A 26226-nucleotide genomic window follows, 5' to 3' on the forward strand; every position below is an offset into this window, starting at 1 on the left:
TTCTGAAGAATGGGGCAATTATACGCATAACTGATCCCGGAGACCGTGATGCAGGAATTACAGAGTTACGACTGCCCTTATTGCGGCGAACCTGTCGAGGCCGTACTGGACCTGTCCGGTGGCGATCAACAGTACATTGAAGACTGTCCGGTCTGTTGCCGCCCGATCATTTTCGATCTGCAGACCGACGGCGAAGACTGGAACCTGGATGTTCGCAGCGAGAACGAGTGATGCGAAAGATCTACGAGCCCGAGAACCTCATGGAGGCCGAGTTGCTGCTGGCGATGCTCGCCAGCGAAGGCATCGAGGCGCATCTGGCCGGTCGCGACCTGCTCGGTGCGATGGGCGAGCTGCCGGGGCTGGGGCTTCTGGCGCTCAAGGTCGACGATGCACAGGTCGAACGGGCACGCGAGCTGATCACTGCGTACAATAGCGCTTCGCCCTTGTCTGGCGATGAGCCGGACGACTTTCCCGATGTATTGGTGTGCTGAGCACCTTCAATAGAGTCTGATTAGCCCCCATGTGTGGACGCTTCGCCCTGTTTCGCTGGACCCCTGCCTTTGCCGCCTTGCCCGGTTTTCCCGCCGATCAGCAGGCGCAATGGAACATTTCGCCAGCCGACTGGGTGTTGATCATGCGTGCCGCCGAAAACGAGGGCGGTATCGAACTGGTGCGTGCGCGCTGGGGTTTGACCCCGGCCTGGCTCACCGATCTGTCGAAAACACCTGCCCATGCACGCGCCGAATCCGTGGCCGAGCAACCCATGTTTTGTGATGCCTTTACCCATCGCCGCTGCCTGCTGCCCGCCAACGGCTTTTACGAGTGGCGCGGCACACTGCGCAAGCGTCCGTTCTGGCTGACGCCGGGGGAGGGCGCCGCGCTGTTTTTCGCCGCCATCTGGGAAGCCTATCCGGTGCAGGGGCATACATACCTGAGCGTGGCGGTGGTCACGCAGGCGGCTGCGACCCAGCGTCGGCCATTGATTCTGGATGCCAAGGGCCAGAAAGACTGGCTGGCCGCCGACACACCGCTGCCGACCCTGCAAGCCTTGCTGGCAGCTCCGCAGACCGCATTGCGAGAGCGACCACTGGCCAATCTGGTCAACGATCCGAAGCTCAATGCACCTGAATGTCTGACGCCATTGAGTTAGACGGGCAGGGATAAGACCGATGAATCAGACAAATCCGATATCCGCCTTGAAGCGCATCTGATACAAACTGGACATACGTGCGGGAACCATCCACCTCTCTCAAAGACCAAGATGCCAGTTGGCCGGCATCTGGCGCAGAGATCTGCCCCGCAATGGCCGTTTCACAAACAAGGAGATTCACCATGCGTCAGTCATTTGCCCTCTGTGCCTTGAGCGCTGCGTTGCTGCTCGGCGGGTGTCAGGCAGTCAATACCACCAGTGGTGACTCGGTTGGTGTGGAGCGCAAGCAGTACATGTTCAGCATGCTCTCCACCGATGAAGTCAACAAAATGTACGCCCAGTCCTATCAGCAGACCGTCGGCGAAGCGACCAGCAAAGGTGTGCTGGATACCACCAGCGCCAACGCCAAACGTGTTCACGCAATCGCTGATCGGCTGATCGCCCAGGCCCCGAAACTGCGTCCTGATTCGGCTCAATGGCAGTGGGAAGTCAATCTGATCAAAAGTGACGAACTGAACGCCAACTGTGGTCCGGGCGGCAAGATCTTCGTTTACACCGGTCTGATCGACACCCTCAAGCTGAGCGACGATGAAATCGCTGCGGTCATGGGACACGAGATCGCACATGCCTTGCGTGAGCACGGGCGTGAGGCGATGTCCAAGGCTTACGGTGTGGCGATGGCCAAGCAGGGGGCGGGTGCCTTTCTGGGGCTTGGGCAAGATAGCCTGGCGTTGGCCGACACTGTGGTCAATTACAGCCTGACACTGCCCAATAGCCGCAGTAATGAAAACGAAGCCGACCTGATTGGCCTGGAGCTGGCTGCGCGTGCGGGTTACAACCCGAATGCGGCCATTACCCTGTGGCAGAAAATGACCCAGAACTCCGGGGGTTCGCAGCCAGAGTTCATGAGTACTCACCCGGCATCGCAGAGTCGCATTGCTTCGCTGCAGGCCGCGATTCCCAAAGTGATGCCGCTGTATCAGGCAGCCCCCAAATCCTGATCGGCTGAAACACCCGTGGCGTTGCGCGTCTTGCAACGCCACGGGAATGCATCACACCCAGCCGCTGACCTGCATTGCCTTGTACACCGCCACCAGAGCCAGCACGAAAAACGCACAGGCAGCCAGGCGGCGAATCAGGGTCAATGGCAATTTCTCGGCGGCAAAATTGCCCGCCAGCACCACCGGCACGTTGGCCAGCAGCATGCCCACCGTGGTGCCGAGAATCACCAGCCACAGGTAGGAATACTGCGCCGCCAGCATCACCGTGGCGATCTGCGTCTTGTCACCGATTTCGGCGATGAAGAAGGTGATCAAGGTAGTCATGAACGGGCCGAATTTACGTGCCGTGCTGGCTTCGTCATCGTCCATCTTGTCTGGAACCAGTGTCCACAGCGCCGTCGCCGTAAAGCTGGCCGCGAGGATCCAGTGTAGCACTGCGTCTGACAGGAAGCTGCTGAACCATGCACCTACAGCGCCTGCTGCCGCATGGTTGGCCAGCGTTGCGGCGACAATGCCCGCAATGATCGGCCAGGGTTTGCGAAAGCGTGCGGCGAGAATGAGTGCGAGCAATTGCGTCTTGTCACCAATTTCGGCGAGCGCAACCACAGCGGTAGGGATTAAGAATGATTCCAGCATCAGGTTTCCTAAGGGGCGGGTCGACACGGCTATGACACGTACGACCTCCCCGCCCCGGGTAAGGTGTTCGTATCATAGGTCTTGTCAAACCACCGATCCGTCTGAGCGGATTCCGGGTCGCACGTACCATGGTCTGAGGACCAAGTATGTTGATACGTGCCGGACGAGCATGGCGCTCGTGGGAGACTACTCCCCTAGGACGGAGCGGATTCTGCCTCCGCAAAAACGTTTCGGCAAGTGCTTATTTCAGGAGCGTTTGGCGCTGTAGATTTTAAAACCGCTGCCCTGAGCCCTGACTTCACATTGCCCGACGTGCTCTTCGATCAGTGGCTGATAACGCAGAAAGTTATTCGCCACAAGGCGTAGTTCACCGCCTGATTTAAGATGTTGGCGTGCTTTTCTCAGCAGGTTTTCGGTTGCCATGTAGTCGGTATGAACCCCCACATGGAACGGCGGGTTGCTGAGAATCGTGTTCAAACCCATTGGCGCTGCGTCGATTCCGTCACCGGTCAGCACCTGGGCTTGCAGGCCATTGGCGGCGAGGGTCAGGCGCGAACTTGCGGTTGCGAACGCATCCACGTCCAGCATGATGACGTCGTTGTGCGGGTAGCGACGCTTGACCGCTGCACCGAGTACGCCGGTACCACAGCCGAAGTCGAGCAGGTTGCCGCTCGGCAGCTTGTCGATGTTTTCCAGCAAAAGCGCCGAACCACGATCAAGTCGGCCATGGCTGAAAACGCCGGGCAGGCTGACGACTGTGAGCGGGCCGTCCTGCAGGTCGATCTGGTAGGGCCTGGCGAGGCTTTCCAGCGTAACGGCTTGTGGTGCGTTCTCGACAGTGACCTGCCAGAGCTGGCAGTGGCGAGCACTGTCGAGCTTGCGCGCGCGGCCGAAGGGGCTCAGTTGCTTTGCAGCCGCTTCGATACCGCCACGTTTCTCGCCGACCAGAAACAACTCGCGCCCGGCCAAGCGGGAAGCCAGGGCGTTGAGCAGGTAATCGGTCAGGTCGCGGGCTTTGGGCAGGAACAGCACGGCGGCTTCGAAGGCGGCCTCTGGCGCTTCAACGCCGAAATCCACACGGCCCTCGAACCTCGCATCCAGCGCGGCCTGATCACCGGCATGCCAGCACCATCCACGCGCGTCCGGCAGTTTTCCGAGCAGGTCATCGGCGGGCAGCCCCACCAGCAACAGCGAGCCCTGAAACAGCTCGGCCTGACGGAGTAACACTTCACTGCGCGGGTCCATGGAATGGCTCCTGAAAAAGCGCGCAGTCTAACAGGATATGGGTCAGGAGGACGCGGAGCGTCCGGAGCGGCATGCGACGCGGAGCGTCGCACGATAATCGAGATGATCGTACGATAGTTGAGATGATCGTTCCGCACGCTCCAGCGTGGGAATGCAGTTCACGACGCTCTGCGTCGTCAAGAGGACGCAGAGCGTCCAGAAAGGCATGCGACGCGGAGCGCCGCACGATAGTTGAGGTGATCGTTGCCAGTAACTGTTGCGCAGACATCAGACAGCGTAATCTGCCGGGTCTGACGTCAATCCTCCAGGAGGTCCCACATGTATTGGGCAGAATTTCTTACCGTTGCGCTGATCCACCTGCTGGCCGTCGCCAGCCCCGGTCCGGACTTCGCGGTGGTGGTGCGTGAAAGCGTCACGCATGGTCGTAAGGCTGGTACCTGGTCAGCGCTTGGCGTCGGCTCGGCCATCTTTCTTCATGTGGGCTATTCGCTGCTGGGTATCGGGATTATCGTTTCCCAGTCCATCGTGCTGTTCAACGCGCTGAAATGGGCGGCCGCCGCGTACCTGCTGTACATCGGTATCAAGGCCCTGCGTGCCAGACCGGCGGCTGCGACGGGCGATGCCGCTATCAAGGCAATCCCGGGCGAGCGCACAGCAAAGAGTGCCTACATCAGCGGCTTCGTCACCAACGGCCTTAACCCCAAGGCCACGCTGTTTTTCCTCTCGCTGTTCACCGTAGTGATCAATCCGCACACGCCGCTGCTTGTGCAGGGCGGTTATGGGGTCTACCTCGCAGTGGCGACGGCCGCGTGGTTCTGCCTGGTGGCGCGGCTGTTCAGCCAGGCGCGGGTACGCGCGGGTTTTGCGCGCATGGGCCACTGGTTTGATCGGGCCATGGGCGGAGTGCTGGTCGCGCTGGGTATCAAACTGGCGTTCACTGAAGTGCACTGAAGCCTGCATTCAACAACGCTTTTGCCGAGCGTATACCGAGTATGAGTGCCTCTTTCAGGCGGCGAGAGGCGCTTCGAAAAAACATCCCTTTTACTGATTTCACTGGCAGGCGAGGGCTCTAGAGTCCATATTTCCAGCTCCGCCTGTGGACTTTGAAAAGGGACTCATATGTTACAGACTCGCGTTCTTGCGCCCGCCGATGGCGCTTACCAGTACCCTCTGTTGATCAAGCGCCTGCTGTCGTCCGGCAGTCGTTATGAAAAGACGCGTGAAATTATTTACCGCGACTCCGTTCGCTATACCTACCCGACCCTCAACGAGCGCATCTGCCGCCTGGCCAACGTTCTCACGGCGGCAGGCGTGAAAGCTGGCGACACCGTGGCGGTCATGGACTGGGACAGCCATCGCTATCTGGAATGCATGTTCGCGATCCCGATGATTGGTGCAGTGATCCACACCGTCAACGTGCGGCTATCGCCCGAGCAGATCGCCTACACCATCAATCATGCCGATGACCGGCTCGTATTGATAAACAGCGACTTCACGGGCCTGTATCAGGCGATGTCCGGACATTTGACCACCGTTGAAAAGACCCTGTTGCTGACGGACCTGCCCGACAAGACCGCCGACCTGCCAAACCTCGTCGGCGAGTACGAGACCCTGCTGGCGGCAGCCAGCCCCGAGTACGCTTTCGAGGATTTCGACGAGAACTCGGTCGCGACCACGTTTTACACCACAGGCACCACGGGCAACCCCAAAGGCGTCTATTTCACCCATCGCCAGTTGGTGCTGCACACCATGGGCGTGGCGGCCATCCTGGGATGCGTCGAAAGTCCGCGGCAGTTGGGCAACGATGACGTCTATATGCCAATCACTCCGATGTTCCATGTGCATGCCTGGGGCATTCCCTATGTAGCGACCATGCTGGGCCTGAAACAGGTGTACCCCGGCCGCTACGAGCCCGAATTGCTGGTAGAGCTTTGGCGCAAGGAGAAAGTGACCTTCTCCCATTGCGTGCCGACCATCCTGCAGATGCTGCTTAACGCCAAGTCTGCTCAGGATGCGGACTTTGGCGGCTGGAAAATCATCATTGGCGGCAGCTCGCTGAACCGCAGCCTGTATCAGGCTGCCAAGGCCAGAGGCATCCAGCTCAGCGCCGCGTATGGCATGTCTGAAACCGGGCCACTGATTTCTGTCGCGCACATCAACGACGAACTGAAGGCCAGCAGCGAAGACGAGCAGATTACCTACCGCATCAAGGCCGGTGTGCCTGGCATGCTGGTAGAAGCAGCCATCGTCGATCAGCAAGGCAACTTCCTTCCGGCCGATGGCGAAACCCAGGGTGAGCTGGTCCTGCGTGCGCCCTGGCTGACCGAAAGCTATTTCCGCGAGCCTGAGAAAGGTGCTGAGTTGTGGGCGGGCGGCTGGCTGCACACTGGCGATGTGGCAACGCTGGACGATATGGGCTTCATCGATATTCGCGACCGCATCAAGGATGTGATCAAGACCGGTGGCGAATGGATTTCCTCGCTGGAGCTTGAAGACCTGTGCAGCCGGCATCCGGCTGTGCGCGAAGTGGCTGTGGTCGGTATCGCCGACCCGCAATGGGGTGAGCGGCCTTTTGCCTTGTTGGTGATTCGCGACGGCCATCAGCTTGATGCCAAGGGCTTGAAGGAGCATCTCAAACCGTTCGTCGAGCAAGGTCACATCAACAAGTGGGCAATTCCCAGCCAGATCGCGCTTGTTACTGAAATTCCCAAGACCAGCGTCGGCAAGCTAGACAAGAAGCGCATGCGTCTGGACATTGTGGAATGGCAGAACAGCAACAGCACGTTCCTTTCCACGCTCTGACACCATCTGCTTGCCGCGCCCGTCGGGCGCGGCAAGTGTCTGCGTCGCAGGTCCTGTTCTGCGACTTGCCAAATTTCCAATTTAATCCATTCTCCCTGCCACAGGTTTTTTAGCGGCCTTCCGGAAACGGGCGGGCCAGAGGCGTTGGTCCTGCAAATCACACTTTAGAGGGATCTAGCGTCAGGGCGTGCTGGCTATAGTCAGCACAGGGAATGAGCAAGAGCGGAGCTGGCTGTGTGTAGTGATTCGAAGACAGAGTCGTTTTTGGATTTTCCCACTGCCATAACAATAAAACACAAGGAGTAGCGTCGATGACAAGCACACCCCCATTCTGGCGTCGGGCCAGGCTGCCTCTGGCCGTCAGCTTTGCTTCCTCGCTCGCCGGCCCGGCCTTTGGCGTGACCTTCAACGTCGGTGAGATCGAAGGCAGTTTCGACTCATCGCTGTCGGTAGGTGCCAGCTGGTCGACTGCAAACCCCAATAAAAACCTGATCGGTGCCAACAATGGCGGGCGTGGTCTGTCGCAGACCTCCGATGACGGCCACTTGAACTTCAAGCGTGGGGAGACGTTTTCGAAGATTTTCAAGGGCATCCATGACCTGGAACTCAAGTACGGCGATACCGGCGTGTTCCTGCGTGGCAAATACTGGTACGACTTTGAGCTCAAGGATGAAAACCGCGAGTTCAAGGACATCAGCGACTCGGGCCGCAAAGAGGGCGCCAAGTCGTCCGGGTTTCAGTTGCTGGATGCGTTTGTCTACCACAACTATTCGATTGCCGATCAGCCGGGTGCGGTGCGCTTCGGCAAGCAGGTTATCAGTTGGGGTGAAAGCACCTTCATTCAGGGGGGCATCAACAGCGTCAACCCAGTCGATGTCTCGGCCTTTCGGCGTCCAGGCTCTGAAATCAAGGAAGGCCTGATCCCGGTCAACATGTTCTACCTGTCGCAAAGCCTGACCGACAACCTGTCTGCCGAGGGCTTCTACCAGCTTGAATGGGACCAGACTGTCGTCGACAACTGCGGCACCTTCTTCTCGCAGCCGGACGTGATCGCCGATGGCTGCAACAACAACCTCGCGGTATTGCGCAGCCGCAGCGGCCTGAACAGTTCGCTGACGGCTGCCGGTTTGCCAGCAGGCGCACGCGGCGCGGTGTTCAACTCGTTGTCGCAGCAGGGCGTAGTGTTCGGTAACCCGGATGAGGGCGCTGTGGTGCGCCGTGGGCCTGACCGCGATGCGCGTGACAGTGGCCAGTTCGGCTTTGCCTTGCGTTACAACTTCGAGCCGCTGGATACCGAGTTCGGTGCCTACATGATGAATTACCACAGCCGTGCGCCGATCTTCAGCGGACGCGGCGGCTCGGCTGCTTCGTTCAGCCCTCAAGGCCTGGTGGGCTCGCTGGTCCGTAACGGTATACCGGCAGCAACGGCGACGCGACTCGCACCCACGCTACTGCCGGTTGTCGTGGCAGGCAACTCCAGTTACTACGTCGAATACCCGGAAGACATCCGTCTGTACGGTCTGAGCTTCTCGACCACCTTGCCTACCGGCACCGCGTGGAGCGGCGAGATCAGCTACCGCCCGAATGCACCGATTCAGGTCAACACCACCGACATCCTGTATTCGGGTATTTCGCCGCTCAACCCCAACGTTTCGCTGCTGAGCGGGCAGCCCAATACCGATCAGCCCGGTTATCGCCGCAAGGAAATCACTCAACTGCAAACCACGTTCACCCAGTTCTTCGACCAGGTCATGGGCGCAGAGCGTCTGACGGTGGTCGGTGAAGTGGGCTGGACCCACGTGGGTGGCCTGGAAAGCACTTCCAAAATTCGCTACGGCCGTGACCCTGTGTACGGCCCTGGCCCGCTGCCTGGCGGCCAATGCGCGACGCTCAACGCAGGCACGCTGACCGGCGCCGAGCAGAACAACCTGACCCGTTATTGCGAAGACGACGGCTTTACCACGGCCAACTCCTGGGGCTACCGCGCCCGTGCCATCTGGGATTACAACAGTGTGTTTGCCGGGGTCAACCTCAAGCCGAGCGTGGCCTGGTCGCACGACGTCAAAGGCTATTCGCCGGGCCCTGGCGGCAACTTCGAAGAGGGACGCAAGGCCGTCAGCCTGGGGCTCGATGCCGAGTACCAGAACACCTACACCGCGAACCTTTCCTATACCAACTTCTTTGATGGCAAATACACCACGGTTGATGACCGGGATTTCGTGGCGCTCAGCTTTGGCATGAACTTCTAAGAGCATGGTTTTCAGGATGACGATGAATATGAAAATAACAAAAAGTCTGTTGCAAGCCGGGGTTCTGGGCATGTCGTTGCTGGCGACCAGCGTGATGGCGGCGGTCTCCGCCTCCGACGCGGCAAAGCTGGGTACCTCGCTGACGCCGATGGGCGCTGAAAAGGCTGGCAATGCGGCCAACACCATCCCTGCCTGGAGCCCGCTGCCGAAAAATGCCGGAGCGGTGGACAGCAAAGGGTTCCTCGCCAACCCGTATGCCAGCGAAAAGCCGTTGTTTACCATCACCGCGGCCAATGTAGAGCAGTACAAGGACAAACTCGCACCGGGCCAGTACGCGATGTTCAAACGTTATCCGGACAGCTACCGGATTCCGGTCTACCCGACCCATCGCGGTGCCACCGTGCCGGATGAAGTGTTTGCCGCCATCAAAAAGAACGCGACGACCACCAAACTGGTCGGTGGCGGCAGCGGTCTGGAAAACTTCGATACGGCCATCCCGTTTCCGATCCCGGCCAGTGGCGTCGAGGTTATCTGGAACCACATCACCCGTTACCGGGGCGGCAGCGTCAAGCGTCTGGTTACCCAGGCCACGCCGCAGCCCAATGGCTCGTACAGCCTGGTGTATTTCTACGATCAATTCGTGTTTCGCGACAAGATGAGGGATTTCGATCCGAAAAACCCGGGCAACATCCTGTTCTACTTCAAACAGGAGGTGACCGCCCCAGCACGTCTGGCGGGCGGTGTGCTGCTGGTGCATGAAACCCTGGATCAGGTTGCCGAACCGCGCTCGGCATGGCTGTATAACGCCGGTCAGCGCCGTGTAAGGCGTGCGCCGCAGGTTTCGTATGACGGGCCGGGCACCGCGTCGGATGGTCTGCGTACTTCCGACAACCTGGACATGTACAACGGCGCGCCTGATCGCTATGACTGGAAACTGATCGGCAAGCAGGAAATGTACATCGCCTCCAACAGCCACAAGCTGGACGATCCGACGCTCAAGTACGCTGACATCATCAAGGCTGGCCATATCAACCAGGACCTGACCCGCTATGAGCTGCGTCGCGTCTGGCACGTGACCGCCACCCTCAAGGAAGGTCAGCGTCATATCTACGCCAAACGTGACTTCTTCATCGACGAAGACACCTGGCAGGCCGCCGTTATCGACCACTATGACGGCCGTGGCCAGCTGTGGCGCGTTGCCGAGGCACACTCGGAAAACTACTACGACAAACAAGTGCCTTGGTACGCGATTGAAACCCTGTACGACCTGCAATCCGGTCGCTACGTGGCACTGGGCATGAAAAACGAAGAGAAGAGGGCGTATGAGTTCGGCTTCACTGCCGGCACCAGCGACTTCACCCCCAACGCGCTGCGTCAGGAAAGGGTTCGTTGATACCTGACCGATACACGCTGTAAATCAATGTCATGGCCATGTGCTTGAAAAGCCCCTTTAATGGGGCTTTTTCACGTAGAGGACATGGTCTTATAAGCTGTAGGAATTTTGTTACAGTCTTTTCCGTGATGACCTTTCAAAAGAGGCGATTTACCCGCTAGTCTCCGAACACCGCTATGCCGCGACAACGATTTTCACACGAGCCGGCCATGACTGATCTGTCCCGAATGCAAGGGTTCGCAGACAGCGCGATTCCTGCGTTGGAGGGGCGTTTTTTTCGCCCGCCACTCCCTGAGGGTTACGTCCCTCGTTCCCGCCTGTGCCAACGCCTCGAGGACGGGCTGAGCGGCAGGCTGCTGCTGGTATGCGCCCCGGCCGGGTTTGGCAAGAGTTCGCTGGCCGTCGAGTTCTGTCAGGGCTTGCCGGACAAATGGCAGAACGTATGGCTGGGGCTGAGCGCGCGGGACAGCGACCCGGGTCGTTTTCTGGAGCGTTTGCTGGGCAGCCTGCAGCAGTTTTTCCCGCAACTGGGCACGCAGGCAATGAGCCTGCTGAAAATGCGTCAGCGCCATCAGCCGTTCGCGTTCGAGGAATGGCTCGACGGTCTGCTCGACGAACTGGCCATGCACCTGATGCTGAGCAAACCGCTGCTGTTGGTGCTGGATGATTATCATCTGGCCCAAGGCCCGGTGCTTGACCGCTGCCTGCAGTTTTTTCTCAATCATTTGCCGGTTGGGCTGGTGGTCATGGTGACCAGCCGACAGCGCCCGGACTGGCACCTGGCACCTGGCACGCCTGCGTCTGACGCGCCAGTTGCTGGAAATCAACGAGCAGGATCTGCGCCTGACGCACGCGGAATCAATGGCAGTGCTGGACCGCCATAGCAGCTCGCTCGACAGTGAGGTGCTGCAAAACCTGATTCAGCGTAGCGAAGGCTGGGTGGCCGGGTTGCGATTCTGGTTGCTGGCAGCGTCTGAAGCGGGTGATGAAAGCGCTTTGTCGCAGGCGCTGCGCGGTAGTGAGGTGCTGATTCGCGAGTACCTGCTTGAAGAGGTGATCGACTGCCTGCCGGCCGATGTTCAGGCGTTTCTTTATGACACTGCGTGTCTTGAGCGTTTTTGCGTCGGGCTGTGCGACGCCGCGCGGGACAGCCATGACAGCGTCGAGATGATCCGTTATCTACAGGCGCATCAGGTCTTTTTGGTGCCGCTGGACGAGCAGGGCCACTGGTTTCGCTATCATCATCTGTTTTCCGATCTGTTGCGCGCGCGTCAGGCTGGCGGCGCGCAACCGACCCGGCTGCACCTTAACGCCTGTCGCTGGTTCAGCACTCAGGGCCAGCTGGATGAAGCGGTGGAACAGGCATTGCGCGCCGGGCATCTGGATGTGGCCGCCAATCTGGTGCAGAGCCTCTCTGAAGAGCAATTGCTGGCCGAGCAGAATGTCGGCATGTTGCTGCGCTGGAAGATGGACTTGCCGGATGATCTGTTGACCAGCACGCCACGCTTGATTGTGCTCTACGCCTGGGCGCTGGGGCTGGCCTGCCAACTGGACGCCGCCGAGGAACTGGCCAATCAATTGAGCCGGTTCCTGCCAGCGCCCTCGGCGACTGCGCAAAAATCCATGCTCGCCCAGTGGCTGGCGCTCAGCGGCATCATCGCGCGTGGCCGTGGAGACAGTGAAAAGACCGAACGCTATTGCACTGAAGCCCTGCTGACCTTGCCGGAAAAACGCTATGGCCAACGGCTTGTCTGCCTGTCGACGCTGGCCAACCTTGCGGTTGCCAATGGTGATCTGTGGCGCGCCCGCGTGTTGAATCGTGATGCGCTTGAGCTGGCACAGCGGGTTGCCAATCCACTGTTCGAAGCGCTGGCGCATTACGATCGCGCCAGGGTCTTGCAGGCTCGAGGCGAAATTCTGCGTGCGCTTGATGAAGTACGACGAGGGCAGCAGCGCCTCAAAGGGTTGTCCACCGTGCGCTTGTACGCAGTTCGCGCGCGCCTGACGCTGTATGAAGGCTATTTGCTGACCCTGCGCCTGCAAGTGGACCAAGGGCGGGTTTTATTGCTGGCCGGGCTGGCCGAAGCGCGCGCCTGTCGCGACATCAGTGTGCTGATCGGCCACTGCGTGATTGCCACCATGGAGGGCTGCGCCGGTCGGTTTGCCGAAGCTTTCGCCGAACTCGCCGAGGTCGAACGTTTGATGCACATCTGGGATGTGCCACCGATCTACTATCTGGCGATGGTGACTCTGGTGAAATGCGAATTGTGGCTGCTGCAAGGGCGCATGGACCTCGCCGAAGCCTGGTTGTTGCGCCTGACTCAGGCCTACAACGGCGAGCCGGGCGCTGCGGCCCCCGAGTGTCATCCGCAACTGCCACAACACATCGAATTGCAGCGTGCGGTGCTGGATCGACTGCAGGGTGATGATGTTGCCAGCGAGCAACGTTTGCAGGCGCTGGAGCGGCATGCCCGGGAGGTGGGCGCGCCACTGCTCGGGCTTATCGCGATGACTCAGCAGATAGGTCTGCTGCTGAGCCAGACGCGTCGCGACGAAGCGCGAGAGCTGCTGCTGCGCAGCCTGCAGTCAGCGGCCGGAGGGGCTCTTATTCCCTTCAAAACGCTGCTGGGCGAGCATTCCCAGTGGCTGCATGAGCAACTGCTGCAACTGCCGTCCTGCAAGGTTCGCGAGGCCTTGCTGGAAGAACTCCCGGCCTCCTGCACGCCGACACTCGAACCTGCGCATGGCAGCGACTGCCTGAGTGTGCGTGAGCTGGGCGTACTGCATTTGATTGCACAGGGCTGTTCCAACCAGGAGATCAGCGAGCAACTGTTCATTTCCCTGCATACCGTCAAGACTCACGCCAGCCACATCAACAGCAAACTGGGCGTCGAGCGGCGTACCCAGGCGGTGGCGAGGGCGAAGGTACTGGGCTTGCTGGGTTAGCCGGCAGGGCGACTCATCAACTGATCAGGCCGGGCTGCCCGCCCACAGCGTATCAACCTCTTCCAGCCCCCAGTCGGTCGGCGTTTCGATTTTGACGATCGCGTCCGGGTCGGCAAAACTGCCCAGATCGATGATCTGCGCAGCGAACGTCTTGCCGGTCCGCGCCGACATGAAGACCTTCACCCTCGGTTTCAGCAGCGACGCCTCACTTTGCTCGACCACAACGCCGAGACGCCCGCTTTCCAGACGCACCAGCGTACCGGTCGGGTATATGCCCACGGTCTTGACGAAGCATTGAAACACCACATCATCAAAATGGCCTTTCCATGAAGCCATCTCGCGAATCGAATGGGCAACGCCCCAGCCCTTTTTGTAGGGGCGGTCGGAAGTAATGGCGTCATACACATCGCAGACTGCGCCCATGCGCGCAAAGATGCTGATCTGGTCGCCTTTCAGGCCGTGGGGGTAGCCCGAGCCGTCGACCTTCTCATGATGATGCAGGCAGACATCCATTACCGTCGCCGCCACGGGCTGATTTTCCTTGAGGATCTTCAGACCCAGTTCCGGGTGAGCCTTCATGATCTCGAATTCGTCATGGGTGAGGCGGCCCGGTTTATTGAGCACTTGCGGAGCAATCATCATTTTGCCGACATCGTGCATCAGCCCGGCCACACCCGCTTCGCGCACCTGATCATCAGGCAGGCCCATGCGTCTGGCGAGCGCAACCATCAGCGCGCAGACCGCCACCGAATGCATGTAGGTGTACTCGTCGGACGTTTTCAAGCGTGACAGGCTGATCAGCGCATGCGGGTGGCGCAGGATCGAACTGGAGATTTCTTCCACCAGCAACTGCACGTTGTCGACATCCATCGCCTGGCCCATGCGGGCTTCGGTAAACATGGCCATGACCGCGTTTCTGGCTCTACCGCAAATGGCCCGGGCGCGCAGGACTTCCTTGTCCAGACTGGCTGGTGCGGTGTCATGTATGGAGGGTGCTGGTGCTGTTTGGGGTGCCAGTACACGGCTTTTGCCGGTTTCGATCCAGACTTCCCGGGTGCCCGATTGCTGGATGCGCTTGAGCACCTCGACGTCAGCAAGCATGACTTCGACCAAGCCTATCCAGAATGGATCGTTGGTCCAGCGGCGACAGATTTTATGGATGTGCATGCCAAGGGCAAGCTCAGCGACAGGGATTTTTTTCAGCATGCTCAGTCACCCGGGTGTGTTGGCACGGCAGGCAACGGGCAAGCGAAGAAAGCAGACGGCCAACTGCCAGATGAGGCCAGCAGAGTGCAAGAGCTACCGATCGACATGATTTCACCTCGTTGACTGCAAGGATCATCCTGATCTCAAGGTGCCAGTATAGGGCGCTGCCTGCGAAAAAATCTTGTCTATTTGTTGTGTCAGCAACCCGTCAGGCAGCCCGCAGTGCCCTGTGCAAAACAGGCGCAGTGTAGATTTCCTGACGCGTTCAAGTGCTGAAAAGTATTTTCAGGCAGCCGGTGCCGCACCTGGCAAGTGATGATACTGACGGGCAAAGTACACCAAGGCGTCTGACTCACCCTGATCCCTTATATCCAGCACTTGGCAAAAGAGAATGTCATGTGTGCCGACGCTGACGGATTGGGTCACCTTGCAGTCGAGGGCCAGTTTGGCGCTGTTCAGTATCGGCGCACCCGTCACCCCGCTTTCCCACTGGCCACCGTCAAAACGCTCCTGCTGTGAGCGCTTGCCACCGAACAGGTTGGACAAGTCCTGCTGACCGTTGCCCAGTGTGTTGACGCATAACAGGCCGTTCTCGATGAAGGTTTCATACACCGAGGCGCTGCGATTGATACAAACCAGTAGCGTGGGAGGCTGATCGGTCACGCTGCAGACCGCTGTCGCAGTAAAACCGGCGCGACCGCCGGGGCCATCGGTGGTGATGACGTTGACGGCTGCGGCGAGGCTGGACATTGCATCGCGAAACGCCAGCTGGCTGACCGGGTCAGCGGGGAGGGTGGCAAGGGCTTCAGAGTCGGCATGCATGGGATGAGTCCTTTCAGGTCTGTGCGTTGAGAAAGTCGAGCAGGGTGCGTTGGAAGGGCAATGGGTCGGTGATGTTCGAGGCGTGGCCGCCATATTCCAGCAGCACCAGCCTGGCGTTGGGCAGTGCCTCGGCGAGATGTTGCGATTGTTGCCAGGGCACCAGCATGTCGTCGCGGTTGGCAATCAGCAGGGTCGGCGTCTGGATACGAGCCAGACTTGCCTCAACGTCGAAGGTTTGCAGTGCATGAATACGTCGCAGCAGGTTGTCGGTGCCGGGAAAATGCGCCAGCGCATGGGCCTCGTCATCGGCCAGCCGGGCACCGTTGGCGGCGATCCAGTCTGCCGGGTACAGAAACAGTGCCTGCGCTTGCACGTAGGCGTCCGGCCCGCTGTTCAACAGCAGTTTTTTGCGCACTGAAAAGCAGCGCGCGCTGTGTGGGTTGGGGCTGCTCCACGCATTGATCAGCACATGACTTTGCAACAATTCGGGGCGCAACAGCGCAATCTCCAGGCCCACCAGCCCGCCCAGCGCATGGCCCATGAAATGGCAACGCTGGATACCGAGCGAGTCGAGCAGGGTCAGCAATTCCATGGCCATATGGCGGATCGAATAGTCTGCCGGCAAATCCGCAGGGCTGCGTCCAGTCCCAGCGTGATCGTAGACCAGTACGTCATGGTCGCGGGTCAGCGCCGCCAGGTCATCCGCCCAGTAACGGCTGGATCCGCCCAACCCGGAACTGAGCACCAACAGGGGCGCATCGGCATGCTGACATCGATGAATTTCATGAAACATGCACGTTCTCCGGGTGGGCTTCAGGTCGGTTTTTAAGTCAGTGCTCAGCCAATGTGGGCGATGCTGGCGATCTCGATCAGGGCCTCGGGTTTCACCAGGCCGCACTGGATGCAGTAACGGGCCGGTTTCTCGCCCGCGAAGTATTCGGCGTACACCTCGTTGACCTTGGCGTAATCGGCCCAGTCGCGAATCATGATCATGTTGAAGGTGACATCGTCCATTGTCCCGCCAGCGGTTTCGACCACGCTTTTGATGGTTTCCAGCACATGACGGGTCTGGGCGGTCGCATCGCCGACGTGCACCACGTTGTTGTCCTTGTCGAACGGTAACGTGCCCGAAACGTAGAGCACGCCATCGGCCATGGAGCCCGGCACGAACGGAGCAATGGGCTTGGTGGTGCCAGCAGGAATAATCGCTTTCTTGGTCATGCGTATGTCCTCACGAGGGTTGCCCGACAGGGCTGAAGGTGGTGCAGAAGTCATCGACGCTGGAAATCCAGCCGAAGAAGGTTTCGATGTTGAATAGCGCAGCTTGCTGAGCGAAGTCGGGGCCTGCCTGATGGGTTGCATCGGCCAGCACTACGCCGAAGTACTCCAGGTGGAAACCGTCACGCAGGGTGGATTCAACGCACACATTGGTGGCGATGCCGGTGAATACCAGGTTACGAATGCCGCGGCTGCGCAACACGCTGTCAAAACTGGAATTGAAGAAGCCGCTGTAACGGATTTTCGGCACCACAATGTCGCCAGGCTGTGGCTTGAGTTCATCGACCAGTTGATAGTCCCATCCGCCTTTGGCCAGCAGTTGCCCTTCGAGCTCCGGGCGCTTGCGCATGGTTTTCAGGGCATTGGACTTATGCCAGTTCGGCGAGCCGGGCCCTCCCGCCTCGACATAGGCCGGGTCCCAGCCATTCTGGAAAAATATCACCGGGATGCCTGCTGCACGCGCTGCGGCACAAGCCTTGTTGATATTGACGATAACCGGCCCGGTACTGCTGACATCGAACCCGGCAAGGTCCAGATAACCCCCCAGCGATGCGTAGGCGTTCTGCATGTCGACGACCACCAGCGCTGTTTCGCCGGGTTTCATGCGCAGCGGCTCGGGACGGGCGTGCAGCACACGGGCGGGTTGCCCGTCCGGCAGGTCGACGCCTGCGACAGTTGCCGAAGCATTCATCAGACCACCTCCTTGAGCTGCGCGATGTGCTTGCGACTGGTCATCAGCGGCTGGATTTTCTCGCCGAAATCCTCGACGCCTTTCACGAAGTCATCGAAGGTCAGCATCACGCCCTGAGTCCCCGGCACACTGGCGACTTCATCGAGCATTCGCGCCACGGTGGCCCAAGAGCCGACCAGCGTGCCCATGTTGATGTTGACCGCCGAGGTCGGGTCGGCCATCTGCCGCAGGTTCGAACCGGCGCTCTTATCCGCCGAGCCCTTCTCGCTCAACCAGGCGATGGCCTCTTCGTCGGCACCGTCCTTGATGTGCTCCCAGCGAGCCCTTGCCGCTTCATCGGTATCGTCGGCGATGATCATGAACAGCACGCAGGAGGTAACGTTGCGGCCGGTCTTTTCGTTGGCTTCGATCAGTTTCTGTGCGGTGGGCGCAAACGCAGTAGGGGTGTTCACGCCCTTGCCGAAGCAGAAGTTGTAATCGGCGTACTGCGCTGAGAAAGCCATGCCTGCTTCGCTTTGACCGGCGCAGATCAGCTTCATGTCGGCCTTTGGACGAGGGCTGACGCGGCAGTCCTGCATGCTGAAATGCTCGCCCTTGAAATCACTGCTGCCGGTGGCCCACAGGTCGCGCAGAACCTGGGCGTATTCGGCCAGGTATTCATAGCGGGTATGGAAGAACTCATCGCCGGGCCACAGGCCCATCTGCTCGTATTCGGGTTTCTGCCAGCCGGTGACCAGGTTGATCCCGAAGCGGCCGTTGGAGATCGAATCGATGGTCGAGGCCATGCGTGCCGCGATGGCAGGTGGAATGGTCAGAGTGGCCACGGTGGCGAACAGCTGGATCTTGCTGGTCACTGCCGCCAGACCCGCCATCAGCGTGAAGGACTCCAGGTTGTGCTCCCAGAACTCTGTCTTGCCGCCGAAGCCGCGCAGTTTGATCATCGATAACGCAAAGTCGAAACCGTAGCCCTCGGCCGTCTGCACGATCTGTTTGTTCAGCTCGAAAGTCGGCATGTACTGCGGTGCGTTGCTGGAAATCAGCCAGCCGTTGTTGCCGATGGGGATGAAGATACCGATGTCCATATAAGGCCTCTCTGCGTTGGTCGATGCGTGCCAGAGCACTTGATTCATCTCTTAATTCGCCATTGCATTAAGCGGGCCATAAATTTTTATTGTTTTTATTCAATTGCTTACAAATAAAATTCATTTTTTGCAGACCATTTGGTCTGAATCAGAGCACTTGGTTTGTGCAGGGCGCACGCAGATGGGGCAGAGTCGACCGGCTGGGTAACCCATATCGACAAAACAGCTGCGCCCGTTAAGATGCCCGCTCATTTCGGCATCACTGGATGGATGTGCGTGAACAAGAAACCTCCTGTGACGGAGCCCGCGAGCAAGCGCGGACGCAAGGTCAAGCCCGAAACCGTGGTCAAGACCACTCGCGAGCCCAGCGCTACTTCACTGAAGCGGCGCATGCGCCTGATGGAAGGCAAGCGCACGCTGATTCTCGATGCGGCGCTGGAGATATTTTCCCGCTATGGCGTGCACGGCAGCAGCCTGGATCAGGTCGCGAGCCTGGCGGATGTTTCCAAGACCAACCTGCTGTATTACTTCAGCAGCAAGGATGATCTGTACCTCAACGTACTGCGTCAGTTGCTTGAAGTCTGGCTGAGCCCGCTGGTGCATTTCACTGCCGACAAGGAGCCGGTGCAGGCTATCGGCGCCTACATCAAGGCCAAACTGGAAATGTCCCGTGATCACCCGGCCGAATCACGGCTGTTCTGTATGGAAGTGATGCAGGGCGCGCCGCTGATTCAGGGCGAGTTGCAGCACCCGTTGCGCGACACGGTGCAGGCCAAGGTGGCAGTCATTCAGCACTGGATCGACAGCGGCCAGTTGGCCCCGATCAACCCGCACCATCTGATTTTCACCCTGTGGGCGACCACTCAGCATTACGCCGATTTCCGCACTCAGGTCGAGGCCGTGACCGGCAAGACGCTGGACGACCCGGTGTTTTTCGAAGAAGTGCTGGCGAGCCTGCGCAGCATGATCATGGACGGCATCCTGCCGCGTACTGCCTGAAAAATTGCGCGGGCCCCGACACGCGCACCCTGGACGCGCAGTGAATGCAGGTCATGCACAAACCAAGTGCTCTGATTCAGACCATTTGATCTGTTCTGCGCGGTGAAATCGAGTCAGGCCGTTGTTCCATAGCGTTTTCCCGGTAGTGGCATGGATGCTGCTACGGCCTGAGAGTCGGCCACGTGCTGCCCTCATCGGCCATTACCATCAGGAAAACGTCTATGTACAAGAAACTGTTGCCCGGGACATTGTGTGCGGCTGTAGCGTTCGGGGCCGCCGGCTTCGCTCAGGCCGAGGGCTTGACCCTGAAGGGACCTGCGAAAATCGCCATGGTCTACATCAGCCCGCGCAATGATGGCGGCTGGACTCAGGCATTCGATGAGGCGCGCGTGAAGCTTGAGAAGGATCTGGACACAAAAATCCAGTTCGTTGAAAGCGTGCCCGAGAACGCCGCTGCCATTACCCCAGTGGTCGACCGGCTCATCGCGCGCGGAGCCAATATCATCGTCGGTACTGCATTCGGTTACTCAGACACCTTCCTTGCGCTGGCAAAAAAATATCCTGATGTCGCGTTCCTGAACGGCTCGGGCACCACCAACGCGGCGAACCTCGAATCGTTTTATGGCCGTACCTACGAGAGCCAGTACCTGTGCGGCATGGCCGCTGGTGCTGCGTCGAAAACCGGCAAGCTGGGCTTCGTCGCCGCCAACCCGTTCGGCCAGGTCAACTGGACCATCAACGCCTACGAATTGGGTGCCCGGCAGATCAATCCGAAAGCCACCGTCACTGTGGTTTATACCGGCGCCTGGAATGACCCGGTCAAGGAGCGCGCGGCAACCATGGCATTGATCGACAACGGCGTCAATGTGGTCGGCCAGCACGTCGACAGCCCGACACCGCAGATCGTCGCTCAGGAGCGCGGCATTCATGGCACCGGCCACCATCGGGATCTGAGCGAGTTTGCCCCCAAGGCAACCGTCTGTTCCTCGTTGTGGGTCTGGGACCGCTTCCTGGGGCCAGAGCTCAAAAAGGTCATCGCGGGCAACTGGACCCCGCCCGCCAACGGTGCACTGCTGTCGATGCAGCAGGGCGGCACCGATATCACGCTGAGCAAAGACCCGATCATTTCGGAAGACAATCGCAAGAAGATCATGGCCGAGCGTGACGAACTGCTGGCAGGCAGGAAAATCATCTACAGCGGACCGCTGGCGGACCGTGACGGCAAGGAGCGAGTTGCGGCCGGTCAGCAATTGTCTGACCCGGATCTGTGGAAAATGGACTGGTTTGTCGAAGGCGTGAAGACTCAGCAATGAGTCAGGTCAACGCGCTGCAACTCACTGGCATCAGTAAATCGTTCGATGGCTTCAAGGCGCTGATCGATGCCGACTTCACCGCCTGTTGGGGCGAAGTGCATGCGTTGCTGGGCGAGAACGGTGCAGGCAAGTCATCGCTGATGAACATTGCAGCCGGGCTGTACGCACCGGAAACCGGCACGCTGCTGCTGGACGACAACCCGGTTCAGCTTCAGGGGCCCAGGGACGCCAGCCGTTACCGGATTGGCATGTTTCACCAGCACTTCAAGCTGGTGAAGCCCTTTACAGTGGCGCAGAACATTCTGTTGGCACTGCCCGAGCAACCGGGCGAAGGCAGCTATCGAAAGCGTCTGCGTGCGCTGGAGCAAGAGATTGTCAGCAAGGCGGACGAACTGGGGTTTGCGATTGACCCTGCCCGGACCGTCGACAGCCTGTCGGTTGCCGAGCAGCAGCGCGTCGAGATTCTCAAGGTGCTGCTGGCCGGTGCGCGCATTCTGATCCTTGATGAGCCGACCGCAGTCCTGACCGATCAGGAGGCCGAACGTTTGCTGCTGACCGTTCAGGCCTTTGCGCGGCAGGGCGCTGCGGTGATTCTGGTGACGCACAAGATGGCCGACGTCAAACGCTATGTCGACCGTGTGACCGTGATGCGCGGCGGGCGCACCGTGCAGACTGTTGACCCGCAGAAGGTGAGTGTCGAGCAACTGGTGCAACTGACCGTGGGCGAGTCGGTGCCGGTCGCAGAACATCATTGCGCAATGCCTGGTGAGGTGCGTTTACAGGTACGCGATTTGCGCAGCGTCGACGGCGCACTCAACGGTGTGAACATGACCCTGCACGCCGGGCAGATCTACGGTATTGCAGGCGTTGGCGGTAATGGTCAGGCCGAACTGGCCAACGCATTGATGGGGCTGCCGCAGGCCACCGAGGGCGAAATCCACATGGCCTCTTTTGGCGACCTGCGCAGTGCGTCAGCTGATCAGCGTCGGCAACTGCGCATCGCTTCCATCCCGGCGGACCGCTACGGCGCGGCGCTGGCCGGGTCGCTGTCGGTGGCCGAGAACTTCGGCATCGGCAACATCCATAGCGGGCAATACGGTTCTTTCTGGCGTCTGGGCTACAAGCGCCTGAAACAGGACGCGCAACGCGCAGTGGCGGACTTCGATGTGCAGGGCGTGCGCTCTCTCGACCAGAAAGCTGCACTGCTGTCGGGCGGCAACGCACAGAAACTGGTGATCGCCCGTGAATTCAGCCGCGACCCGCAATTGGTGCTGGTGCATAGCCCGAGCCGTGGCCTGGACGTTCGTGCCACACAGGCGGTGCATGCCCGCCTGCGCGCGGCACGCGATGCAGGCGCTGCGGTGCTGGTGATCAGCGAAGACCTGGACGAAGTATTGAGCCTGGCTGACCGTATCGGCGTAATGAACGGCGGGCGTATTGTCGCCGAGTTCGATTACCCCGCTGACCGTCAGGCTATCGGCAAAGCGATGGTGAGCCATGAGTGACACAACTGCATTGCAACAGACTGCTCCGGCACGCCAACCGTTGCTGTCGCGCCGCTACACGCTGGAACTTCGTCAGCAGACTGGCTGGCCCTTGCAGGCGCTGATCATAGCCCTGGCGTTGCTGGTCGGCCTGGCGATCTGTACCACTATCCTGATTCTTGCCGGGGTGCCTGCTGACGAGTTGCTCAACGAATTCGTCGTTCAAACGGTGTTCGATGCCCAAAACTTCAAGGCTGTGCTGTTTCAGGCGTCGCCGATGATTATGGTCGGCCTGGCCGGGTGCATGGCGTTTCGTGCGCGCTTCTGGAACCTGGGGCTGGAGGGCCAGATGATCTGGGGAGCGATTGGTGCCACGGCGATTTCGCTGTTCCAGGTGGGGTCGGAAGTTCTGCGCCTGCCGCTGATGATGGCGGCGGCTGTGATCTGCGGGTTGCTGTGGAGCCTGGGGCCGGTGCTGTTGAAGCTCAAGTGGCAGGTCAACGAGATCATCTCGACCCTGATGCTCAATTACATCGCCGCCAACTTCCTTCTGCATCTGGTTTATGGCAGTTGGAAGGACCCGCGAGACAACTTTCCCTACTCGCCTGCGTTTCAAAGCTTTGAGCGTTTGCCTGATCTGTTTGCGGGGTATAACGCAGCGATCCCCTTGGCGCTATTGGTCACCGGCCTGACCCTGTGGTTTGTCGGCGTCTCGCGGGCCGGGCTGTACCTGCGCTTCGTCGATGCCAACCCGAAGGTCGCCGGGGCTGTGGGTGTGCCGGTGCGCAAGATGATTATCGGCACTGTGCTGCTTTCAGGTGCACTGGCAGGGCTCGCAGGTTTCGTTGTGACGTCCGGGCAGGAAGGGCGCCTTACCCAGTCGTTCTATCAGGGATACGGTTTTTCCGGGATTCTCATCGCCTTTCTGGCCCGCAATAACCCGGTGGCCGCCACCGTGGTCGCGCTGCTGATCGCCATGCTGTTCGTGGCCGGGCGCAACCTGCAGGTGTTCTATCAGATTCCGTTTTCGATGGTGCAACTGATCCAGGCAATCCTGGTGATTTGCGTCGCGTCGTCGGACTTTTTCATCCGCCATCGCCTGCGGCGCATTCAGGCAGGAGAACGTTGATGGAGCTTATTTCCCACTGGTTGGGCAGCGCACCGGATTTCGCCGTGCCGTTTGCGCTGGCCGCACTGGGCCTGATCCTCATCGAGCGCAGCGGTGTACTGGCGCTGGGCGTCGAGGGGCTGATGCTGGTCGGCGCATTGGCGGGCATCGGTATGCAGTTGAGCCTGGGCTCGCCTGGTCTTTCGCTGCTGGCGTCGATGGTGGCGGCAGGTCTGGTTTCGTTGCTGTTTGCGCTGATGGTGTTGGTGCTGCGGATCAATCAGGTGATTGCCGGCCTGGCGCTGGTGTTCTTCTGTCAGGGTTTGACCGGGCTGCTGGGTACGCTGCTTGGCTGGACCAACCGGCCAGTCAGCGGCTTGCAGGCGTTGGAACTGTGGCCTTTGTCCGAGCTGCCGGTGGTGGGCAGGGTGTTTGTTCAGAACCCACTGGTGTATTTGACCGTGGTGATTTTCATTGCGGTGGTCTGGCTGCTTGACCGCTCCCGAACCGGGCTGCGTTTGCGGGCGGTTGGCGAGAACCCGCAGGCCGCCGATGCCGCAGGCATTTCTGTGTTGGGTTACCGCCTGGCGGCGATTGTCGCCGGTTCTGCATTGATGGGGCTGGCGGGCGGCTTCATTGCCGTACTCAGTACCAAGATGTGGATCGCGGACATGACAGGCGGACGCGGCTGGATTGCGGTTTCACTGGTGATCTTCGCTCGCTGGTCGCCCTGGCGTGCGTTGGCCGGTGCTTTGCTGTTCGGTGGCATCGAGGCGCTGATTCCGCAATTGGCGGCCACGGGGGTGCGCCTGCCTCAGTATTTCGTCTTGATGACGCCCTACGAGGTCACGTTGTTGGTGATGGTCTGGGTGGCAAGCGGCAAGCGTCAATCCAGCAGTCAGCCGGGTGCGTTGGGCGAGCCTTATATTCGTGAGGAACGACGCTGAGCAAAACACGTCAAGCGCCGTAATACGGGCGGTTCAGCAGGGGTTAAGGAATTTTTGACAGCCGGCATGCTCTAATCCGGTTACCAGCGTTCGTCAAAACCAGGAGCTCCTGAATGTTTACCTCGCGTCGTTTGATCATTGTTGCCACCGCCGTAGCCATGCTGTCGGGCTGTGCAACATCCAATCCCTATGACAATCAAGGCCAGGCGCAAAGCTCCGGTGGCATGAGCAAAACAGCCAAGTACGGCGGACTCGGCGCATTGGCCGGTGCAGTAGCAGGTGCCGCCATCGACCACAATCATCGTGGCAAGGGCGCATTGATTGGTGCTGCCGTTGCGGGCGCTGCATCGGCGGGGTATGGCTATTACGCAGACAAGCAGGAAGCAGCATTGCGCGCGAGCATGGCCAATACTGGCGTCGAGGTGCAGCGTCAGGGTGACCAGATCAAACTGATCATGCCGGGTAACATCACGTTCGCAACGGACTCTTCGGCAATCGCCAGCAGCTTCTATTCGCCGCTCAACAACCTGGCGAATTCACTCAAGCAGTTCAACCAGAACAACATTGAAATCGTCGGTTACACCGACAGCACCGGCAGCCGCCAGCACAACATGGACCTGTCGCAGCAGCGCGCACAAAGCGTTGCGACTTACCTGACTTCGCAGGGCGTTGATCAATCGCACCTGTCAGTGCGCGGCGCGGGCCCCGACCAACCGATTGCCAGCAACGCCGATGTCAATGGCCGCGCCCAGAACCGCCGCGTAGAGGTCAACCTCAAGCCGATTCCGGGTCAGCAGTACTGATCAACAACGTTGCGTCGCGGGTTGGTTGAATGCGGGGCAAAGTGGGAGCGAGCTTGCTCGCGAAGGCGATGGCTAAAACGCTAGTTTTGCGTCGGCCTTTATGGCCTCTTCGCGAGCAAGCTCGCTCCCACGAGTCACTATCAATGCTGCGCTGGATACTGCTCATGCAGGCTGTCCAGCAGCCGGTCTTTTTCTTCCCATAGCGCATTGATCCACTGCTGGAATTCCAGGCGGTACTCGTCGTCCTGGTCGTAGTTCCTGCCGAGAAACTGCTGCGGGATTTTGATCTCTTCGAAGTGGGCAACCACTTCCCTCACATTGCCGCACAACAGGTCCCAGTAGCCGGGTTGCCCGCCCGGGTAGTGGATGGTCACGTTGATGATCGACTCCAGCTGTTCGCCCATCGCATCGAGCACGAAGGCAATGCCGCCAGCCTTGGGTTTGAGCAAGTGGCGGAAGGGCGAGTTCTGCTGCGCGTGCTTACCGGCGGTGAAGCGCGTGCCTTCTGCGAAGTTGAAAATCCCCACCGGGTTGTGACGAAACTTCGCGCAGGTGCGGCGGGTGGTTTCCAGATCCTTGCCTTTCTTTTCCGGGTGTTTCGCAAGGTACGCCTTGGAGTAACGCTTCATGAACGGAAAACCCAACGCCCACCACGCCAGACCGATGATCGGGACCCAGATCAACTCCTGCTTGAGGAAGAATTTCAACGGACGAATGCGCCGGTTGAGCACGTATTGCAAGACCATGATGTCGACCCAGCTCTGGTGATTGCTGGTGACCAGATACGAGTGTTTGTAATCGAGCCCTTCCAGCCCGCTCAGGTGCCAGCGGGTGTGGCAGAGCAGCTTGATCCAGGCATTGTTGTTGCCGATCCAGGTTTCATGGATGTGGCTCATCAGCCAGTCGGTAAAGCGCTGTGCCGCAGAGAAGGGCAGGCAAATCTTGAGGATCGTGACCGCGAACAGCACCGTGCAACAGACGATGGTGTTCAGCGCCAATAACAGCGATGCGATGACGCCGCGCAACGGGGCAGGCAGGAAATCCATGAAGGAGATGGCTCCGGAAGTTGTC

At 59.6% G+C, this 26226-nt stretch carries 23 protein-coding genes, 1 pseudogene and 1 riboswitch; of the genes and pseudogenes, 15 read left to right on the forward strand and 9 right to left on the reverse strand.

What is annotated here, in order from left to right; genetic code table 11:
• The first annotated feature begins 48 nt into the window (after window positions 1–48).
• From FFH21_RS05330 to FFH21_RS05345, 4 genes are all read left to right on the forward strand, one after another.
• Complete coding sequence (locus FFH21_RS05330; RefSeq protein ID WP_002552181.1) at window positions 49–231, forward strand: CPXCG motif-containing cysteine-rich protein; 183 nt, start codon at window positions 49–51, stop codon at window positions 229–231.
• A complete protein-coding gene (locus FFH21_RS05335; RefSeq protein ID WP_004659906.1) occupies window positions 231–491 on the forward strand; it encodes a DUF2007 domain-containing protein in 261 nt (86 codons plus the stop codon). The genes FFH21_RS05330 and FFH21_RS05335 overlap by 1 nt, the downstream gene beginning before the upstream one ends.
• A gap of 29 nt (window positions 492–520) precedes the next feature.
• The gene (locus FFH21_RS05340; RefSeq protein ID WP_011167865.1) at window positions 521–1150 is read left to right on the forward strand and encodes an SOS response-associated peptidase; all 630 of its coding nucleotides are present in this window, start codon (window positions 521–523) and stop codon (window positions 1148–1150) included.
• Between the two features lie 182 nt (window positions 1151–1332).
• Window positions 1333–2151 (forward strand): M48 family metallopeptidase, encoded by an 819-nt coding sequence (locus FFH21_RS05345; RefSeq protein WP_004663924.1) that lies wholly within the window; start codon window positions 1333–1335, stop codon window positions 2149–2151.
• 51 nt (window positions 2152–2202) lie between these two features.
• Here the strand turns inward: FFH21_RS05345 and FFH21_RS05350 are convergent, their stop codons facing one another.
• Window positions 2203–2787: a TMEM165/GDT1 family protein gene (locus tag FFH21_RS05350; protein ID WP_002552184.1), complete on the reverse strand. Its 585-nt coding sequence runs from the start codon at window positions 2785–2787 to the stop codon at window positions 2203–2205.
• 13 nt (window positions 2788–2800) lie between these two features.
• Window positions 2801–2994: riboswitch (yybP-ykoY riboswitch) on the reverse strand.
• 39 nt (window positions 2995–3033) lie between these two features.
• Complete coding sequence (locus FFH21_RS05355) at window positions 3034–4032, reverse strand: class I SAM-dependent methyltransferase (RefSeq protein ID WP_011167866.1); 999 nt, start codon at window positions 4030–4032, stop codon at window positions 3034–3036.
• 318 nt (window positions 4033–4350) lie between these two features.
• Between FFH21_RS05355 and FFH21_RS05365 the strand changes: the two genes are divergently transcribed.
• The 5 genes and pseudogenes from FFH21_RS05365 to FFH21_RS05385 all read left to right on the forward strand — a co-directional run bounded on the left by FFH21_RS05365 (window position 4351) and on the right by FFH21_RS05385 (window position 13422).
• Window positions 4351–4983: a LysE family translocator gene (locus FFH21_RS05365; protein WP_002552186.1), complete on the forward strand. Its 633-nt coding sequence runs from the start codon at window positions 4351–4353 to the stop codon at window positions 4981–4983.
• Window positions 4984–5151: 168 nt separating this feature from the next.
• A complete protein-coding gene (locus tag FFH21_RS05370) occupies window positions 5152–6834 on the forward strand; it encodes a fatty acid--CoA ligase (protein ID WP_011167867.1) in 1683 nt (560 codons plus the stop codon).
• 311 nt (window positions 6835–7145) lie between these two features.
• Window positions 7146–9083: a DUF1302 domain-containing protein gene (locus FFH21_RS05375; protein WP_011167868.1), complete on the forward strand. Its 1938-nt coding sequence runs from the start codon at window positions 7146–7148 to the stop codon at window positions 9081–9083.
• A 28-nt stretch (window positions 9084–9111) separates the two neighbouring features.
• Window positions 9112–10476, forward strand: a complete 1365-nt coding sequence (locus tag FFH21_RS05380) for a DUF1329 domain-containing protein (protein ID WP_041924455.1) — start codon at window positions 9112–9114, stop codon at window positions 10474–10476.
• Window positions 10477–10685: 209 nt separating this feature from the next.
• Window positions 10686–13422: pseudogene (locus FFH21_RS05385) on the forward strand (LuxR C-terminal-related transcriptional regulator).
• A gap of 24 nt (window positions 13423–13446) precedes the next feature.
• Here FFH21_RS05385 and FFH21_RS05390 read toward each other — a convergent pair.
• The 6 genes from FFH21_RS05390 to rutA form a co-directional block, all read right to left on the reverse strand.
• Entirely contained in the window at window positions 13447–14628 is a 1182-nt protein-coding gene (locus tag FFH21_RS05390; RefSeq protein WP_011167870.1) for an HD-GYP domain-containing protein, read from the reverse strand.
• A 285-nt stretch (window positions 14629–14913) separates the two neighbouring features.
• Window positions 14914–15450: an NADH-dependent FMN reductase RutF gene (gene rutF, locus FFH21_RS05395; protein WP_011167871.1), complete on the reverse strand. Its 537-nt coding sequence runs from the start codon at window positions 15448–15450 to the stop codon at window positions 14914–14916.
• Window positions 15451–15463: 13 nt separating this feature from the next.
• Window positions 15464–16243: a pyrimidine utilization protein D gene (gene rutD / locus FFH21_RS05400; protein ID WP_054073186.1), complete on the reverse strand. Its 780-nt coding sequence runs from the start codon at window positions 16241–16243 to the stop codon at window positions 15464–15466.
• A gap of 44 nt (window positions 16244–16287) precedes the next feature.
• Complete coding sequence (gene rutC, locus FFH21_RS05405; protein WP_002552194.1) at window positions 16288–16671, reverse strand: pyrimidine utilization protein C; 384 nt, start codon at window positions 16669–16671, stop codon at window positions 16288–16290.
• Between the two features lie 10 nt (window positions 16672–16681).
• On the reverse strand, window positions 16682–17419 hold the full coding sequence (gene rutB, locus FFH21_RS05410; RefSeq protein WP_011167873.1) for a pyrimidine utilization protein B: 738 nt from the start codon (window positions 17417–17419) through the stop codon (window positions 16682–16684).
• Entirely contained in the window at window positions 17419–18501 is a 1083-nt protein-coding gene (gene rutA, locus FFH21_RS05415) for a pyrimidine utilization protein A (RefSeq protein ID WP_002552196.1), read from the reverse strand. The genes rutB and rutA overlap by 1 nt, the downstream gene beginning before the upstream one ends.
• A gap of 270 nt (window positions 18502–18771) precedes the next feature.
• Between rutA and rutR the strand changes: the two genes are divergently transcribed.
• The 6 genes from rutR (at window position 18772) to FFH21_RS05445 (ending at window position 25155) form a co-directional block, all read left to right on the forward strand.
• Complete coding sequence (gene rutR / locus FFH21_RS05420) at window positions 18772–19500, forward strand: pyrimidine utilization regulatory protein R (RefSeq protein ID WP_041924456.1); 729 nt, start codon at window positions 18772–18774, stop codon at window positions 19498–19500.
• A 221-nt stretch (window positions 19501–19721) separates the two neighbouring features.
• On the forward strand, window positions 19722–20813 hold the full coding sequence (locus FFH21_RS05425) for a BMP family ABC transporter substrate-binding protein (RefSeq protein ID WP_011167875.1): 1092 nt from the start codon (window positions 19722–19724) through the stop codon (window positions 20811–20813).
• On the forward strand, window positions 20810–22318 hold the full coding sequence (locus tag FFH21_RS05430; RefSeq protein WP_011167876.1) for an ABC transporter ATP-binding protein: 1509 nt from the start codon (window positions 20810–20812) through the stop codon (window positions 22316–22318). Before FFH21_RS05425 ends, FFH21_RS05430 begins: the two co-directional genes overlap by 4 nt.
• The gene (locus FFH21_RS05435; RefSeq protein ID WP_011167877.1) at window positions 22311–23426 is read left to right on the forward strand and encodes an ABC transporter permease; all 1116 of its coding nucleotides are present in this window, start codon (window positions 22311–22313) and stop codon (window positions 23424–23426) included. The genes FFH21_RS05430 and FFH21_RS05435 overlap by 8 nt, the downstream gene beginning before the upstream one ends.
• Window positions 23426–24352, forward strand: a complete 927-nt coding sequence (locus FFH21_RS05440) for an ABC transporter permease (protein WP_011167878.1) — start codon at window positions 23426–23428, stop codon at window positions 24350–24352. The genes FFH21_RS05435 and FFH21_RS05440 overlap by 1 nt, the downstream gene beginning before the upstream one ends.
• Before the next feature lie 113 nt (window positions 24353–24465).
• A complete protein-coding gene (locus FFH21_RS05445) occupies window positions 24466–25155 on the forward strand; it encodes an OmpA family protein (RefSeq protein ID WP_005733218.1) in 690 nt (229 codons plus the stop codon).
• 140 nt (window positions 25156–25295) lie between these two features.
• On the opposite strand, the gene FFH21_RS05450 is transcribed toward FFH21_RS05445, so the two are convergent.
• Window positions 25296–26201 carry an acyltransferase gene (locus tag FFH21_RS05450; protein WP_011167879.1) on the reverse strand — a complete coding sequence of 302 codons (906 nt, stop codon included), beginning with the start codon at window positions 26199–26201 and terminating at the stop codon, window positions 25296–25298.
• Window positions 26202–26226 lie beyond the last annotated feature (25 nt).

This window comes from Pseudomonas sp. KBS0707 (assembly GCF_005937945.2).
Taxonomy (GTDB): Bacteria; Pseudomonadota; Gammaproteobacteria; order Pseudomonadales; family Pseudomonadaceae; genus Aquipseudomonas; species Aquipseudomonas amygdali.